The sequence below is a fragment of the Citrobacter sp. Cf125 genome (genome assembly GCF_030333935.1).
Taxonomy (GTDB): Bacteria; Pseudomonadota; Gammaproteobacteria; order Enterobacterales; family Enterobacteriaceae; genus Citrobacter; species Citrobacter freundii.
Genome location: NZ_JAOWEY010000022.1, coordinates 659013 through 674642 on the forward strand (window position 1 = coordinate 659013; position 15630 = coordinate 674642).

17 protein-coding genes and 1 riboswitch are annotated in these 15630 nt (G+C 52.9%); of the genes, 5 read left to right on the forward strand and 12 right to left on the reverse strand.

Annotated elements, in window-relative coordinates:
* The 12 genes from OGV89_RS07500 to pduF form a co-directional block, all read right to left on the reverse strand.
* Positions 1 to 786, reverse strand: coding sequence for a cobalt-precorrin-6A reductase (locus OGV89_RS07500; protein ID WP_003839032.1), 786 nt, complete (start codon positions 784 to 786; stop codon positions 1 to 3).
* Entirely contained in the window at positions 783 to 1508 is a 726-nt protein-coding gene (locus OGV89_RS07505) for a precorrin-3B C(17)-methyltransferase (protein WP_003030278.1), read from the reverse strand. Before OGV89_RS07505 ends, OGV89_RS07500 begins: the two co-directional genes overlap by 4 nt.
* Entirely contained in the window at positions 1508 to 2563 is a 1056-nt protein-coding gene (cbiG, locus tag OGV89_RS07510; protein WP_286558456.1) for a cobalt-precorrin 5A hydrolase, read from the reverse strand. Before cbiG ends, OGV89_RS07505 begins: the two co-directional genes overlap by 1 nt.
* On the reverse strand, positions 2544 to 3317 hold the full coding sequence (locus OGV89_RS07515; protein ID WP_003030275.1) for a cobalt-precorrin-4 methyltransferase: 774 nt from the start codon (positions 3315 to 3317) through the stop codon (positions 2544 to 2546). The genes cbiG and OGV89_RS07515 overlap by 20 nt, the downstream gene beginning before the upstream one ends.
* A complete protein-coding gene (locus OGV89_RS07520) occupies positions 3310 to 3879 on the reverse strand; it encodes a decarboxylating cobalt-precorrin-6B (C(15))-methyltransferase (protein WP_003030273.1) in 570 nt (189 codons plus the stop codon). Before OGV89_RS07520 ends, OGV89_RS07515 begins: the two co-directional genes overlap by 8 nt.
* Positions 3869 to 4474, reverse strand: a complete 606-nt coding sequence (locus tag OGV89_RS07525) for a cobalt-precorrin-7 (C(5))-methyltransferase (RefSeq protein ID WP_032949563.1) — start codon at positions 4472 to 4474, stop codon at positions 3869 to 3871. The genes OGV89_RS07520 and OGV89_RS07525 overlap by 11 nt, the downstream gene beginning before the upstream one ends.
* The gene (gene cbiD, locus OGV89_RS07530; protein WP_003030269.1) at positions 4468 to 5604 is read right to left on the reverse strand and encodes a cobalt-precorrin-5B (C(1))-methyltransferase CbiD; all 1137 of its coding nucleotides are present in this window, start codon (positions 5602 to 5604) and stop codon (positions 4468 to 4470) included. Before cbiD ends, OGV89_RS07525 begins: the two co-directional genes overlap by 7 nt.
* A complete protein-coding gene (locus OGV89_RS07535) occupies positions 5601 to 6233 on the reverse strand; it encodes a cobalt-precorrin-8 methylmutase (protein ID WP_057101327.1) in 633 nt (210 codons plus the stop codon). The genes cbiD and OGV89_RS07535 overlap by 4 nt, the downstream gene beginning before the upstream one ends.
* Positions 6234 to 6243: 10 nt before the next feature.
* On the reverse strand, positions 6244 to 7203 hold the full coding sequence (gene cbiB, locus OGV89_RS07540) for an adenosylcobinamide-phosphate synthase CbiB (protein WP_003839024.1): 960 nt from the start codon (positions 7201 to 7203) through the stop codon (positions 6244 to 6246).
* Positions 7200 to 8579: a cobyrinic acid a,c-diamide synthase CobB gene (locus OGV89_RS07545; protein WP_286558459.1), complete on the reverse strand. Its 1380-nt coding sequence runs from the start codon at positions 8577 to 8579 to the stop codon at positions 7200 to 7202. Before OGV89_RS07545 ends, cbiB begins: the two co-directional genes overlap by 4 nt.
* Before the next feature lie 88 nt (positions 8580 to 8667).
* Positions 8668 to 8842, reverse strand: a riboswitch (cobalamin riboswitch).
* Positions 8843 to 9174: 332 nt separating this feature from the next.
* Positions 9175 to 10086 carry a transcriptional regulator PocR gene (gene pocR / locus OGV89_RS07550; RefSeq protein ID WP_003030260.1) on the reverse strand — a complete coding sequence of 304 codons (912 nt, stop codon included), beginning with the start codon at positions 10084 to 10086 and terminating at the stop codon, positions 9175 to 9177.
* A 203-nt stretch (positions 10087 to 10289) separates the two neighbouring features.
* Positions 10290 to 11099, reverse strand: a complete 810-nt coding sequence (pduF, locus tag OGV89_RS07555) for a propanediol diffusion facilitator PduF (RefSeq protein WP_003030258.1) — start codon at positions 11097 to 11099, stop codon at positions 10290 to 10292.
* A 525-nt stretch (positions 11100 to 11624) separates the two neighbouring features.
* On the opposite strand from pduF, the gene pduA reads away from it, so the two are divergent.
* Genes pduA through pduE form a run of 5 tightly spaced genes read left to right on the forward strand, consistent with a single transcriptional unit; the run spans position 11625 to position 15619 of the window.
* Complete coding sequence (pduA, locus tag OGV89_RS07560; RefSeq protein ID WP_003030255.1) at positions 11625 to 11906, forward strand: propanediol utilization microcompartment protein PduA; 282 nt, start codon at positions 11625 to 11627, stop codon at positions 11904 to 11906.
* A complete protein-coding gene (gene pduB / locus OGV89_RS07565) occupies positions 11906 to 12718 on the forward strand; it encodes a propanediol utilization microcompartment protein PduB (protein WP_003030252.1) in 813 nt (270 codons plus the stop codon). Before pduA ends, pduB begins: the two co-directional genes overlap by 1 nt.
* Before the next feature lie 18 nt (positions 12719 to 12736).
* On the forward strand, positions 12737 to 14401 hold the full coding sequence (gene pduC / locus OGV89_RS07570; protein WP_003030249.1) for a propanediol dehydratase large subunit PduC: 1665 nt from the start codon (positions 12737 to 12739) through the stop codon (positions 14399 to 14401).
* 10 nt (positions 14402 to 14411) lie between these two features.
* A complete protein-coding gene (gene pduD, locus OGV89_RS07575; protein ID WP_003844241.1) occupies positions 14412 to 15086 on the forward strand; it encodes a propanediol dehydratase medium subunit PduD in 675 nt (224 codons plus the stop codon).
* A 14-nt stretch (positions 15087 to 15100) separates the two neighbouring features.
* Positions 15101 to 15619 (forward strand): propanediol dehydratase small subunit PduE, encoded by a 519-nt coding sequence (gene pduE, locus OGV89_RS07580; protein WP_003030243.1) that lies wholly within the window; start codon positions 15101 to 15103, stop codon positions 15617 to 15619.
* Positions 15620 to 15630 lie beyond the last annotated feature (11 nt).

The window sequence follows — 15630 nt, forward strand, 5'->3', positions numbered from 1 at the left end:
TTAAGCCGCGGCCAGCCAGCGCGTTAAACGCGCCGCAAAGGCGGCCTGACTTTCCAGTAACTCGTCTCCCGTCACCAACGGTGCCGGACGTGTAATCACGATGCAGGGGATACCGGCATCCAGACAGGGTTGAACTTTTTCCTGATAACCACCTTCAGCGCCTGAAGCCTTAGTGATCACCACATCAGCCTGACACTGGCGATAAAACGCGGCGTTGAACTCGGCGCTAAACGGCCCACACAGTGCGAAGATTTCACCGACGCCAAATCCCAGATCCGCGCATTGCTGAATGACCTCAGGTACAGGCAGAACGCGCGCCAGCAGCGTTTTTTCAGGCAACCCTTCGCGCCAGATGGCCAGATCTTTACTGCCAGTCGTCAACAGCACGCGATCGCCGAAGCGTCGCGCCACCTCACAGGCTTGCGGAATACTTTGTACGGTATACAGCTGCGGGTGAGTTAATCCGCTCAACTGCTCAGGGCGCTGGTAGCGGCTCAGCAGTACGCCCGCCGCTGCGCAGGCATTCATGATGTTGCGACTCACCACCTCGGCGTACGGATGCGAGGCATCGATCACCCAGCGCGTCTGATTTTCCTGCAGCCAGGCAATCATTTGCTCGCGTTCCAGACGCCCGCAACGCACCTGGCCTTTGATGTCTCCCGCCAGCTGTTTCCCTGTTGGGGTCGCAACTGACAGGGTGTAGGCCACGTTTGCCGCATCCAGTTGCTGGCACAGCATGCGCGCGTCGCTGGTGCCGCCCATGACCAGCACATCACCATAATTCACAGCACATAACCTCGTGGTGTGATCATCAGGCCGTCCTGAACATAGGTTGTTTTATTGCCCACGATCACAAGACTGGTCATATCAACCGGCTCAAAATCCATTTCACCCAGCGTGGTCAGCCATTTTTCCTGCTTTTTACGTCCGGCTGACTTCACAATACCGACCGGCGTTTGTGCGCTCTTGCTGGCAGATAACAGCTCAAATGCGCGCGCCAGATGACCTTCACGCCCCCGACTGCGCGGGTTGTAGAAACAGATAACAAAATCGGCTTCACCGGCGGCAACGATGCGTTTTTCGATAACCGGCCACGGCGTTAACAGATCGCTTAAGCTGATGTGGCAGAAATCGTGCATCAACGGTGCCCCCAGCAAAGAGGCGGCGGCAATGCTGGCGGTCATCCCTGGTATTAGCCTGACCTCAACGTCCAGCTTTTGCTTACTGACCAGCTCGAGCACCAGCCCGGCCATACCGTAAATCCCCGCGTCACCGCTGCTGATCAGCGCCACGTTGTGCCCCGCCTGCGCCAGTTCGATCGCCGCCTGACAGCGTTCAATCTCTTTGCACATCCCGGTTTTGATCACCTGCTTGTCGCCAGTGAACGCTTTTACCAGATGGGTGTAGGTTTTATAGCCCACGATGATTTCCGCTGCCTGCAGTGCTTCAACGGCTTCCATGGTCATCATTGCCTGCGAGCCAGGGCCAATTCCAATTACGCTTAACATCAGTGTGAAACTCCCAAAGTGATAGTGACGCCCTGTTCTCGCAGGGTCTCGCCTAACAGTTGTCCGTGGCTCAACAGCCAGGCTGCAGGACCAGAAACGCTTCCTGTACCCACCGTTTTGCGAACAAACGATGAGGCCGGAAAACGGTGCTCATGCTCACGCAGCGCGTCAGCAGTAAAGGTTTCGAAAGGAACGCGGCAGCATGAAGCCAGTTGGATAAGTCCCTGTTCATCTTTTTTCAGCGTGATGCTGCCAATCGCTTTTAGCGCCAGCGGATCGAGCTGTTGGGCTTCGAGTTGGCGGGCAAGCAGCGCAGCCAGCAGCGGGAACGGCGTATCACGCCGACAACCAATTCCGGCCACAACCCGCTGCGGCACCAGCTTCCAGTGCGGAACAGGCAGCTCAGGTAAATTGGTGCGTAAGGTGATGCATACCAACGCATCCAGTTCAGGGAGCTGGTTGAGATCGGTGACCGTAATAAATCCGCGCCGGTCGCAATGGCTGACATCCTGCGTCAGTTCGTCATTCCACCACAACCCAACCCGCTTATTGCTGACCAACATCTGATTGACGATCTTCACCGCCGAACGGAAATCACTCATTCGGGCATTCAGTTGAAATGCCAGCGTATCCAGTGCCGCCATATCGTTCACATCCGTCGCGGTGGTGATAACCGGGTCGGCACCCAACATGCCCGCCAGATAACGTGCCAACGCATTAGCACCGCCCGCATGACCGGAGAGCAGGCTGATGACATGCTGGGCACGTTCATCAATGACCACCACCGCCGGATCGCAAAACTTGTCGTCGACCAGCGGGGCCAGTACGCGCACCGCAATGCCAGTCGCCCCGATAAAAATCAGCGCCGAATAATTCGTAAACGCTTCGCGAGCGGTATTCGCAAAGCCGTTTTCGAAGGGAATAAACCCCTCCTCCAGCAGCTTTTCACTGGTAAAACAGGTAACCGGCAGCATAGCTGCCAGACGTTTCGCCAGCACAACGCCGCCAGGAGTCAGGCAAAAAAGCGCAATTGACTCAGGCTTTACGGTATTCATGGCTAAAGTCCGCCGCATAGAGTTTGGAGTAGTGATACTCCGAGCCCAGGAAATTACCGACCAGAATAAGGGCCGTTTTACGGATGCCAGCATCGCGAACCTTGTCGCCAATATCCGCCAGGGTCCCGCGTACGGTCTGGCTTTCCGGCCAGGTTGCTTTATAGATCACCGCCACGGGCGTGGTCGCCGGATAGCCACCTTCAATCAGACGCTCAGCCACCCGATGAATACGCTGGACGGAAAGATATATCGCCATTGATGTCTGGTGGCTGGCAAAAGACTCCAGCTGTTCACGCTCTGGTACCGGGGTGCGGCCTTCCAGGCGCGTAATGATCAGGCTCTGTGAAACTTCGGGCACGGTATACTCAACGCCCAGCTCCGCCGCCGCGCCGAGGAACGCGCTGACGCCGGGCACCACCTGCCAGTCAATCCCGCGTTTGGTCAGCTCCTCGCCCTGCTCGCGCACGGAACCATACAACGAGACATCGCCGGTTTGCAGACGCACGACGGTCTTACCCGCTTTCACTCCGGCTTCCATCAGATCAAGGATCTGCTCCAGATGCAGTTCGGCACTGTCGTGACATTCAGCACCAGCAGGGCAATACTCCAGCAGTTCGGTGTTAATCAGCGATCCGGCGTAGATAACAACCTGCGCCTGCTGCAGCAACCGGTAACCTTTGAGGGTAATCAGCTCGCGATCGCCAGGACCTGCGCCAACAAACCACACGCTACGGGGATCAAAAATCTCAGACATGGTTTCCTTCCTTCTGACAGGCGATAACAAATACGGGGTTATTCGGTTTAAAATAGTGACCACTGCCAAGCGCGGTAAGCGAGGAAACCTGTAGCTGCAGGCAATCCACTCCCTGTACGCCAAGATGGTCCAGATGTGTTAGTGCGGTGTTGAGGTTTTCCTGGAGGATAAATGTCATCACCAAACGCCCTGCGGGATGCAATTGGCGCATCGACCAGTCAATCAGGTCGGTCAGATGACCACCGCTGCCGCCCATAAAAATGGCATCGGCTTTTTCCGCGATGGTCATGGGAGCAACGCCGGGAAAAATATCGATATTTGCGCAGGCAAAATGCTGGCGGTTTTCATCCAACAACCTGAGCGCCGCCGGGTTACGTTCGATGGCCGTGACACGTAATCCGGGATATTGCAACGCCGCCTCTATCGACACGCTGCCGGTTCCGGCGCCTATATCAATCAGGTGACTGGCGCGGTGTAATTCAAGTTTTGAGAGGGCAAGTGCGCGTACCGCTTCTTTGGTCATCGGCACTTTCTCTCCACGCAGAAACAGCTCATCTTTCATCGAGGATCACCACTGCATTCATGTCATAGTCGGCGTTAACTTCACGCACAGGCAGGAAATGGATCTTTTCGTTTTCCATCGCCAGGTTTTCGCCAATCACCATCCAGCGATGCCCCTTGCCTCGGGCAATGAGCTGCTGCGCGATTTCACGCGGGCCACACAGCGCATCAGTCACCATCGCTACCTTGTTATGTCGCGCCAGCTCATCAAAACAGACGCTGCGGCCATGGCTACTGGTCAGCCACATATCGTTCATATCAATACCGGACTGCGCGCACAGGTACTGCACCGCACTAATGCCGGGAATAATCCGCACATTCTCAATACCAAAATGCGCCACCATGCGCGTCCCGATGCCGTAAAACAGCGGATCGCCAGATGCCAGTACCACAACATGCTTCTCCTGGTGCGCGCTAATCCAGCTCAGGAGTTCCGGGATATTGGCGCCAAGAGCAAACTGTTCACCGGCAAAATCCGGGAATTGCTGCAAATGCCGCTTTCCACCGACCAGAACATCCGCCACCGCGACCGCTTCACGTGCCGCAGGCGTCATCAAATGCAAACCGGCGGGGCCCATCCCTACAACGGTTAACATTGCATCTCCTCAGCAATTTCTGCGACCGGACGATTACTGCCAAGAACCTGATTATCAAAGGAAAACATGATGGCATCGCAGGTCGGTGGATTTTTGGTAAAGCGCAATGTTTGCAGAACACGCATACAAATGCGCTGAGCCAGATGGTCATAAATGTGCTGGAAACCGTATGCGTCGATATGCTCCATCGCCGCTTCGGTGGTATCGCACTCGCTGACCAGCGTCAGCAGCTCCAGCGGTGCGCCAAGTAGCGCGAGGTGAGCCACCAGCGTTTCCATACGGGCATCGGCAATATGGCTATGGGTGTGGAAGATCCCCGCCGCGATTTTGACGAGCTTACCGGGATGTCCCACCAGCACAATTTGCCGGAATCCAAGACGTACGGCTTCTTCAATCATGTAGCCGACAAAGTTGCTCATGGTGACCACAACCTGGGTGTCGATACCCATCTGCTCGCGCACAAAACGCTCGCCGTGGTTTCCCGGCACCAGTACGACACGCTCCAGCCCAGCCGCCCGCTTAATTTCCAGCTCCAGCGACAGCGAACGTTTCCAGCTCTCTTCCGACATCGGCGTGACAATACCCGTGGTGCCGATAATCGAAATACCGCCCAGAATGCCAAGGCGGGAGTTGTAGGTTTTTTGCGCCCGTTCTTCGCCTTCTGGCGCGAAGATTTCAATCTGCGCCCCACGATTTGGGCCAATCGCTTCGCGGACGGCAGATTCAATGGTCTGGCGAGGTGTACGGTTAATCGCCGAACTACCGACCGGTAGGCCAATCCCTTTGCGGGTTACCGTACCAACCCCTTCACCGCCCTGTAAGGCAATCACGCCACTATCGTCTAACGTCACGCGCGCAAAAATCAGCATCCCATGTGTGGCGTCCACATCATCACCACCGTCTTTGCGGATGGCGGCTATCGCCTGCTGCCCTTCGATATGTGGCGACTCAACGTTCAGGCACAACGTCACCCCGGAAGGCGTGACGATGGAAACCTGATGGATGAGGTGTTGGCGCAATACCATCAACGCTGCCACTTTTGCCGCCGCCGTGGCGCACGATCCCGTGGTATATCCTTTACGCAGCGCTTTACCGTTGTGCCACACCGGCGTATCGAAGGCCTCGCTCATCGCGCCCCCTGCATGTGATAAAGCATGGCGTTGACGATAGCGGCAGCGACATTACTCCCCCCTTTACGGCCTAACGCGGCAATGGCGGGCAACTTGCTTTGGGTCAATGCATCTTTCGACTCTTCTGCACCAACGAACCCGACCGGTACGCCAACCACACCGCTGACAGCGACATCATGCTCAAGCAGGCGAAACAGCGCTGTTGGCGCGTTGCCAAAGACAAACAGCTTTTCCCCATCTTCCTTCACCGCAATGTCGACAGCAGCCATGGACCGGGTAATACCCTGCTCTTTTGCCGTGCGCACAACCCGCGGGTCACTGATGTAACAGCGGCATTCACCGCCGAATTTTGCCAGCAGCGTTTTATTGATCCCGGAAAGCGCCATCGTGGTGTCGGTATAAATCACGCTCGAACGGCTAAGCGCCGCACAAAACTGCTCCAGCACATCACTGGAAAACCACAGAATGTCCAGCCAGTCGAAATCTGCCGTCGTGTGAATGACCCGCTTGATAATGGCTTCATGTAACGGACTGGCAAACTGATAGTCCGGACGGGTTTCACGGATGATCTCGCCAATAATGTCGAAACTTTTGGCTTCAATCGCCTGGGGTTGCTGGATATATTGCATTATGTTGTCCTCAGGCTACACCGGCCCACAGCCACCGCAGCGCAATAAACAGCGCCAGTGCCAGCGTCGATGCCACCCACATCAGTCGAATCGTATGGGAAATGTCGTCTACCGAAATGTCGCGTTGTGCATCACCGATCCACGGTTTCTCAACGCGCTCGCCAAAGTAGTCATTAGGACCACCCAGACGAATGCCTAATGCCCCGGCTACGGATGCCTCTGACCACGCGCAGTTTGGGCTGCTGTGGTTGTAGCGATCGCGCCAGCCAATCTGTAAAGCTCGCGAGCCGTCTTTACGGCATAAAAATGCCGCCACGCCCAGCAGCAGCCAGCTCAGTCTTGCAGGAATAAAGTTCGCGACATCGTCCAGACGCGCGCTGACCATACCGATAGCGCGGTATTTTTCATGTTTGTAGCCCACCATGGAGTCAAGGGTGTTTACCGCTTTGTAGGCCATCGCCAGGGGCGCACCGCCGAGAAGGAGAAAGAACAGCGGCGCGATAATGCCGTCGACGGTGTTTTCAGCCACGGTTTCCACCACCGCGCGATTGATCTGTTGCGGTTGCAGTTGCGAGGTATCACGCCCCACTATCCACGACAGTTTTTCCCGACTCGCGGCAAGGTCACCGGCCCGTAGAGGACGTTCGACATCCTGTGCGGCATTCGCCAGGCATCGCCCGGCCAGCACGGTAAAGATCATCCATACCTCTACCACCCAACCCAACCAGGGATGAACAGATTTTGCCAGTACCAGCACCCCCCAGGACGCAGCCCAGGTCAGACCAACCACCACAATCCACATCACCGCGCCACCAATGCGTAGCGCACGGTCGCTATGACAATAACGCCGAATAATTCGCTGCACGGCAGAAATCAGATTGCCAATCCAGCGCACCGGATGCGGCCAGTTCTGCGGATCGCCGATGATAAAATCAAGCAGCCAGGCAACACACCACGCAAGGATCGTCATAGCGCGCTCCTCGCGGCTGTCAGCCAGTGGTTAAGCATCTGCGGACGTTGAGCAAAATGAACGTGTAGATAGCTGGCGAAGGTGTTTCCGACCTGCCAGCCGCCAGACCAGGCTTGCAGCGTTTTACCATCGCGCACTTTGCGACAGTTCATCACCGCTGGCGTTTCAGGGGTAAAATCGGAATAGTGGAATTCATGCCCGCGCAGCACTTCCCCTTCTGCTGCTAACAATGTTTGCTGCGCGGCCTGCGCTTCGCAGTAGCCAAATCGGGTCAGACGTTTTCCCATTTTGCTGTGGCCGGGAATGATATCCGCCATCAGCCAGGTATCGCCGTTACTGTCCTCAAGCGAACTGCCGAGATACATCAGCCCCCCACACTCTGCGTAAATCGCGACGCCACGTTGATGTGCCGCTCGCAATTGCTTCAGCATCGAGACATTGCGAGCCAGCGCCGCAGCGTGTAGCTCAGGATATCCACCGCCTAACCAGATCATCTGACAGTCGGGTAAGCAGGTGTCGTGCAACGGGCTAAAACGAACAATATTAAGCCCCGTGCGTTCCAGCAGCGTAATGTTGTCCGGGTAGTAGAAGTTGAAGGCTTCGTCATCGGCAATTGCAAGCGTTAGCCCTGCTCCAGCATCTGGGGCAGGCAGCGCGGGCCATTCGCCAGCAGGAAGATTGGTTGACTGGCTTAATGTCAGCAGTGCGTCAATATCAAGGGTTTGCTCCAGCGTGGCAGCAAACTCCTGCCACGGTTGCTGATTGATAACCGACTCACGTGCGGTGACTAAACCCAAATGTCGTTCGGGAAGGGCAACACCATCCATACGGGATACGTAACCTAAGACGGGTACATCGCAGTAACGTTCGATTGCGACTTTCAGTAACTGGTAATGCGTTTCGCTGTTAACCCGATTAACAATAACGCCGGCGATGTTCAGGGTGGGATCAAAATGCTGAAAACCCATTACCGTTGCGGCGATTGAGGTGGAAACGGCTTTGCCATCAACCAGTAAGATGACCGGACAGCCTAACTGTTTAGCCATCGCGGCGGTGCTGCAGTAGTTTGGGTCGGTACCATAGCCGTCATACAGCCCCATCACACCTTCAATAACGGCGATATCCGCATGTTGCATCTGCTCATTGAATAGAGCGTTCAGCGTGGGGACGGGAAGCATAAAGCTATCAAGATTGCGGGAAGCAGTACCGCATACCGCTGTATGCCAGCCGGTATCAAGGTAATCAGGACCCACTTTGCAAGGCTGGACGCGCAAACCGCGTTTTTTCAACAAGCTCAACAAGCCCAGCGTCACCGTGGTTTTACCACAGCCGCTTCCGGTACCTGCAAGAACAAATGCGTGAAAATTGGCCGCCATACCCTGATCCTGTTCAGGGTGGTAGGGGTGTAGAGATACCCAGTCTCTCGACTGTATGCATCTGAACCACCCACTTCCCACCGAAGTTGTTGGTAGTCACTGACAGGCAGGTCTTCTGGCTTAGCGTCATCCTCACCCGTCCTTCCCAATCTTGCGATCAGTGGTCCATACGGGGTCGTCAGCATCACAGCAGCGGGGGCTGCGGGGGATTCTCACCCCCTTCCCTACCACATATGTGGCAAACCTGTCAGTTCAAGAGCCTGGTTAATTAAGCTCTCTGTTATGAGGTAAATTCACGACCTCATGACAATAATTCAGTTTAATATCTTTCCAAATTCATTCAGCCAATTTCCTGGCCTTTTCCCACATATTCATACGTTCACTTTTTGAATGAAAGTATCAGCTAAGAATAAAGAAAGTCATTCACACAGACACTGTATCTCATCACAAAAATAAAAACTGGTGCAGTTTATCCCTCTAATACCATTATTTTGTTGCGCTATGACAATTTATTGGCAGCTGTCATTATTTTTCATTTTATAATGACGGGCATAGCACCACATATCAAAAATCGGCAATAGCAAAATATTGCTATTTAAGCGGACTCTCCGCGTGAAATGACATTAATTTGCTGGCGAAATGCCTGCGGCGTAACCTGATACGTTTGACGGAACACTTTGCAAAAATAGCTGGTTTGCGAAAAGCCTAAATTACGCGCAATGCTGGCTATGCTCCAGTCACTGTGGCAAAGCAACTCTTTGGCACTTGCCATTCTCTGTTGGTTTACCCATGCGTTAAAACCGATACCCTGATATTTTTTGAACAATTTGCTGAAATAGTACGGGCTAAGGAAAACATGAGAGGCAACATCTTCCAGACGTAGCTCGTCTGATAAATGCGCATCAATATAGCGCAGGGCTTTTTTCATTTTACTGTCATGCGGATTGGTACTGCGGTTAGCGCGTACAGGTTCTGACTGCTGCGGGTTATCTTTGATAACAACAAAATTGAGTTGTTTCTTAAGGCAATTTTCGACGATGAGCTTGAGTAAATCCGCTGAGGCAATGACTCGAGAATAGTCCATCTCAGGTACATTACGGAACTCGTTGACCAGCTCTGGATCGGCTTGCCAGCGGTCATCGACGTTCAGAATATCAACGAGGCCTACATCGTTACTTAAGCGTACTTGTCCACAAAGCACAAACCCTACCAGGTGTCCCGCGATGACCAGCGGAATTGAGAAATCGGTAAGCCCGGCATGGCAGCGATAAATGCAAGGTTGATCGGACTTAGAGGCTTCCAACCCGCCACAGCGGTCGCTCATACGACAACGCGTACTATGCTGAGGATGCTGGCGCATCAACTGGCAAAAAGGAGTGAAATTAAAAAGCTCAGAAATTTCATCACCGTGAATATTGACAACCACAACAGCCAGACTGGTGGCCTGTGCAAAATCCTGTGCGATTTTATTAATGAGTTCTGAGTTCAGGGCACTCGCAGAAATCATGATAAAACCTCTCAGTTAATTTATTGTTATAAATAAAACATATTATTCACACATTCATTTTCATCTCGCGATCCAGCGCTCTGATGAAAGTCAGCATTGAACATAACAAAAGTCTCCCATTCTTGGGAGACTTTTTAAGCCGTTCAGGAAACCGGATCACGAAAACAGTTTTTACCTTTCAATAATAAACATCTTTCATGAAGCTAGCTCTCGTTTTCCTCCAACTTACACGAATTACACGGTAAATTTTTGCCAATAAAATAACGATAAATTGCTGCGCCCGCACAGGCGCCGATGATGGGAGCCACAATCGGCACGATGAAATAAGGGATATCGCGCCCACCGGTCATCGCAACATCACCCCACCCGGCCATCCAGGCAAACAATTTAGGACCAAAATCACGTGCCGGGTTCATCGCAAAACCGGTAAGTGGACCGGTTGATGCGCCGATAACAGCAACCAGAATACCAATCAACAGTGGTGCCAGAGGGCCTTTGGGAACACCGTTACCGTCGTCCGTTAGCGCCATAATCATCCCCATCAGAATGGAGGTAATCACCACTTCGACCAGTGCGGCCTGCCAGACACTCAGTGCGGCGGCAGGATACGTGCTAAAAATACTGGCAAGTTGCAGGCTTTCCAGACTGCCGCGTACCATTTGGTGGGCTGATTCATACTCAATAAATAAACTGCCGTACAACAAATAGGCCAGCATAGCGCCACCAAAGGCACCCGCTATCTGAGCGACAGAATAAGGCAGTACTTTACGGCCAGGAAAACAGGCAAACAACCAAAGTGCGATGGTAATAGCGGGATTGAGATGGGCCCCAGAAATCCCGGCTGTCAGGTAAACTGCAAGCGAGATCCCCAAGCCCCATATGATACAGATCTCCCACAATCCCAAACTGGCACCCGCGACCTTCAGGGCGCTCAGGCACCCAATACCAAAAAACAAAAATAGCCCGGTACCCAAAAACTCAGCAATACATTGCGCTCTTAGTGAATCGTTCATTGTGACACCTTCTAAGCAGAGTTCGTGTCTTTACCAGCGGACTCCTTGCTGGCAGGAAGGTTACTTCAAGACTTACTATAAAAATCTGTATCGGCAAATTGTTGGCAATCTGCAAGCGACATACCCTTAAAAATCGTGTTGTGATAGCAAATTTTTGCTATCACCTTTATTAAAACAGGCGACAAAACGTGGATTCACCCAATTAAAAGTACATTTTCAAAATAATAAAATATTGCGAACAGCAGAATTCCATTTTCAAACGATCATCACAATTTCATTTTTCTCGCATAGCAAATGATATTTAAACTGTCACTCAGAAAAGTGTAAATATGGAATTAACATAACCAAATAGTCATATCGATGAAAATTAAAATAACAAATAAAAACATAGCATTACAATAACTCACAGCAATTTTATCTCACCGTTACCCCACTATTTTTTCACTCTTACTTTCAACTCAGCCATTCTTTTTCCTCGCTTCTTTTTATAGTCATGAAAATCGGGACAACCCAGGCGAGGTCTTTATGCAACAAGAAGCGTTAGGAATGGTAGAAACCAAAGGCTTAACTGCAGCCATAGAGGCCGCAGATGCAATGGTGAAGTCAGCCAATGTAATGCTGGTCGGCTACGAAAAAATTGGTTCGGGGCTGGTAACAGTTATTGTCCGCGGCGATGTCGGCGCAGTCAAAGCAGCAACAGATGCCGGTGCCGCCGCAGCCCGTAATGTGGGAGAAGTGAAAGCCGTACACGTTATCCCACGCCCGCATACCGATGTAGAAAAAATCTTACCGAAGGGAATTAGCTAATGAGCAGCAATGAACTGGTTGAACAGATCATGGCGCAGGTGATTGCTCGTGTGGCAACGCCAGAACAGCAGGCTATCCCAGAAAATAATCACCCAACACGAGAAACGGCTATGGCAGAGAAAAGCTGCAGTTTAACGGAGTTTGTCGGTACCGCGATTGGCGACACCGTCGGTCTGGTAATCGCCAACGTAGACAGTGCCCTACTGGACGCAATGAAACTTGAAAAACGCTATCGCTCCATTGGCATCCTTGGCGCCCGTACTGGCGCAGGCCCGCACATCATGGCCGCCGATGAAGCGGTGAAAGCCACCAATACTGAAGTCGTCAGTATTGAGTTACCACGTGATACCAAAGGCGGCGCAGGTCATGGCTCGCTGATTATTCTTGGCGGCAACGATGTTTCCGACGTGAAACGCGGCATTGAAGTCGCACTGAAAGAACTGGATCGCACCTTTGGCGACGTTTATGCCAACGAAGCCGGTCACATCGAAATGCAGTACACCGCACGCGCCAGCTACGCGCTGGAAAAAGCCTTTGGCGCACCGATTGGTCGTGCCTGTGGCGTCATCGTCGGCGCACCAGCATCCGTTGGTGTCCTGATGGCTGATACTGCCCTGAAATCCGCCAACGTGGAAGTTGTGGCTTACAGCTCCCCTGCTCATGGCACCAGCTTCAGTAACGAAGCCATTCTGGTTATTTCGGGTGACTCTGGCGCTGTTCGTCAGGCTGTTATCTCCGCCCGTGAAATCGGTAAAACCGTACTCGGGACCCTCGGCTCAGAGCCGAAAAACGATCGTCCGTCCTACATCTGATATCAGTGAGGCTGATTCATGAGATCGAAAAGATTTGAAGCACTGGCGAAGCGCCCTGTGAATCAGGATGGCTTCGTTAAGGAGTGGATCGAAGAAGGCTTCATTGCGATGGAAAGCCCGAACGACCCCAAACCGTCGATTAAAATCGTCAACGGTACAGTCACTGAACTGGACGGTAAATCCGCTAGTGAATTTGACTTAATCGACCATTTTATTGCCCGCTATGGCATTAACCTGGCGCGCGCTGAAGAAGTCATGGCGATGGATTCGGTCAAACTGGCCAATATGCTTTGCGATCCTAACGTGAAGCGCAAAGACATTGTGCCGCTGACCACCGCAATGACGCCGGCAAAAATTGTCGAAGTCGTGTCCCATATGAACGTCGTTGAGATGATGATGGCCATGCAGAAAATGCGTGCTCGTCGTACACCATCTCAACAAGCGCACGTCACTAATGTCAAAGATAACCCCGTGCAAATTGCCGCTGATGCCGCTGAAGGCGCATGGCGTGGATTTGACGAACAGGAAACGACCGTTGCCGTTGCGCGTTATGCGCCATTTAACGCCATTGCGCTGTTAGTCGGCTCACAGGTTGGACGCCCGGGCGTGTTAACTCAGTGTTCTCTGGAAGAAGCAACCGAACTCAAACTCGGGATGCTAGGCCACACCTGCTACGCTGAAACCATCTCCGTCTATGGTACTGAACCCGTCTTTACCGACGGCGATGACACGCCATGGTCTAAAGGCTTCCTCGCCTCATCCTACGCATCCCGTGGTCTGAAAATGCGCTTTACCTCCGGCTCTGGCTCAGAAGTTCAGATGGGTTACGCCGAAGGCAAATCGATGCTTTATCTGGAAGCCCGCTGTATTTACATCACCAAAGCTGCTGGCGTACAGGGTCTGCAAAACGGTTCCGTAAGCTGCATCGGAGTCCCTTCCGCCGTGCCGTCAGGAATTCGTGCAGTGCTGGCTGAAAACCTGATCTGCTCCTCTCTGGATCTGGAATGCGCCTCCAGCAACGACCAAACCTTTACCCATTCGGATATGCGTCGTACTGCGCGTCTGCTGATGCAGTTCCTGCCGGGTACTGACTTCATTTCCTCTGGTTATTCCGCAGTGCCGAACTACGACAACATGTTTGCGGGTTCGAACGAGGATGCTGAAGATTTTGACGACTACAACGTTCTCCAGCGTGACCTGAAAGTAGACGGTGGTCTGCGCCCGGTTCGTGAAGAAGACGTTATCGCCATTCGTAACAAAGCGGCGCGTGCGCTGCAGGCCGTCTTTGCCGGGATGGGATTACCGCCAATCACTGATGAAGAAGTGGAAGCGGCGACCTACGCCCACGGTTCGAAAGATATGCCGGAACGTAACATCGTTGAAGATATCAAGTTTGCACAAGAGATCATCAACAAAAACCGTAACGGTCTGGAAGTGGTGAAAGCCCTTGCTCAGGGCGGATTTACCGATGTCGCTCAGGACATGCTCAACATCCAGAAAGCCAAGTTAACCGGGGATTACCTGCATACCTCCGCCATTATCGTTGGCGACGGACAGGTGCTATCCGCTGTCAATGATGTTAACGACTATGCCGGTCCGGCAACAGGTTATCGCCTGCAAGGCGAACGCTGGGAAGAGATCAAAAACATCCCTGGCGCACTTGATCCCAACGAGCTTGGCTAAGGGGTGAAAAATGGAAATTAATGAAAAACTGCTGCGCCAGATAATTGAAGATGTGTTGTCTGAAATGCAGACCAGCGACAAACCCGTCTCTTTCCGCGCATCTACAGCGGCAAGCGCACCTCAGGCTGCTGCGGCACAGGGCGACAGCTTTCTGACCGAGATTGGTGAAGCCAAACAAGGCCAGCAACAGGACGAAGTGATTATTGCAGTAGGGCCGGCGTTTGGCCTGTCACAAACCGTCAATATTGTTGGGATCCCGCATAAGAATATCTTGCGCGAAGTGATTGCCGGTATTGAAGAAGAAGGCATTAAAGCGCGCGTTATCCGCTGCTTTAAATCCTCCGATGTGGCGTTTGTTGCCGTTGAGGGTAACCGTCTGAGCGGTTCCGGGATCTCTATTGGTATCCAGTCAAAAGGCACGACGGTTATCCACCAGCAGGGGTTACCGCCGCTTTCAAACCTGGAGCTGTTCCCTCAGGCACCGCTTCTGACGCTGGAAACCTATCGTCAGATCGGTAAAAACGCCGCGCGTTATGCCAAGCGTGAATCCCCGCAACCGGTCCCTACGCTGAATGACCAGATGGCTCGTCCTAAGTACCAGGCGAAATCAGCCATTCTGCACATTAAAGAGACCAAATACGTTGTGACAGGCAAAAACCCGCAGGAACTGCGCGTGGCGCTTTGATAAAGGATACCTCCATGAATACCGACGCAATTGAATCGATGGTTCGGGATGTGTTGAGCCGGATGAACAGCCTGCAAGGCGAGTCCGCGACTCCGCCCGCGGCGAGTTCATCAGCACATACCGCGAAAGTCACGGATTACCCTCTCGCGAATAAACATCCTGAGTGGGTAAAAACTGCGACCAACAAAACGCTGGACGACTTCACGCTTGAAAATGTTCTGAGCAACAAAGTGACCGCGCAGGACATGCGCATCACCCCTGAAACACTGCGCCTCCAGGCGGAAATCGCCAAAGATGCCGGACGTGACAGGCTGGCGATGAACTTTGAGCGCGCTGCTGAGCTAACCGCTGTTCCTGACGATCGCATTCTTGAGATCTACAACGCGCTGCGCCCGTACCGCTCAACAAAAGATGAGCTGATGGCTATCGCCGACGATCTCGAAAATCGTTATCAGGCAAAAATCTGTGCAGCTTTCGTTCGTGAAGCGGCAGCGCTGTACGTTGAGCGTAAAAAACTCAAAGGCGACGACTAACTCAGGGACAG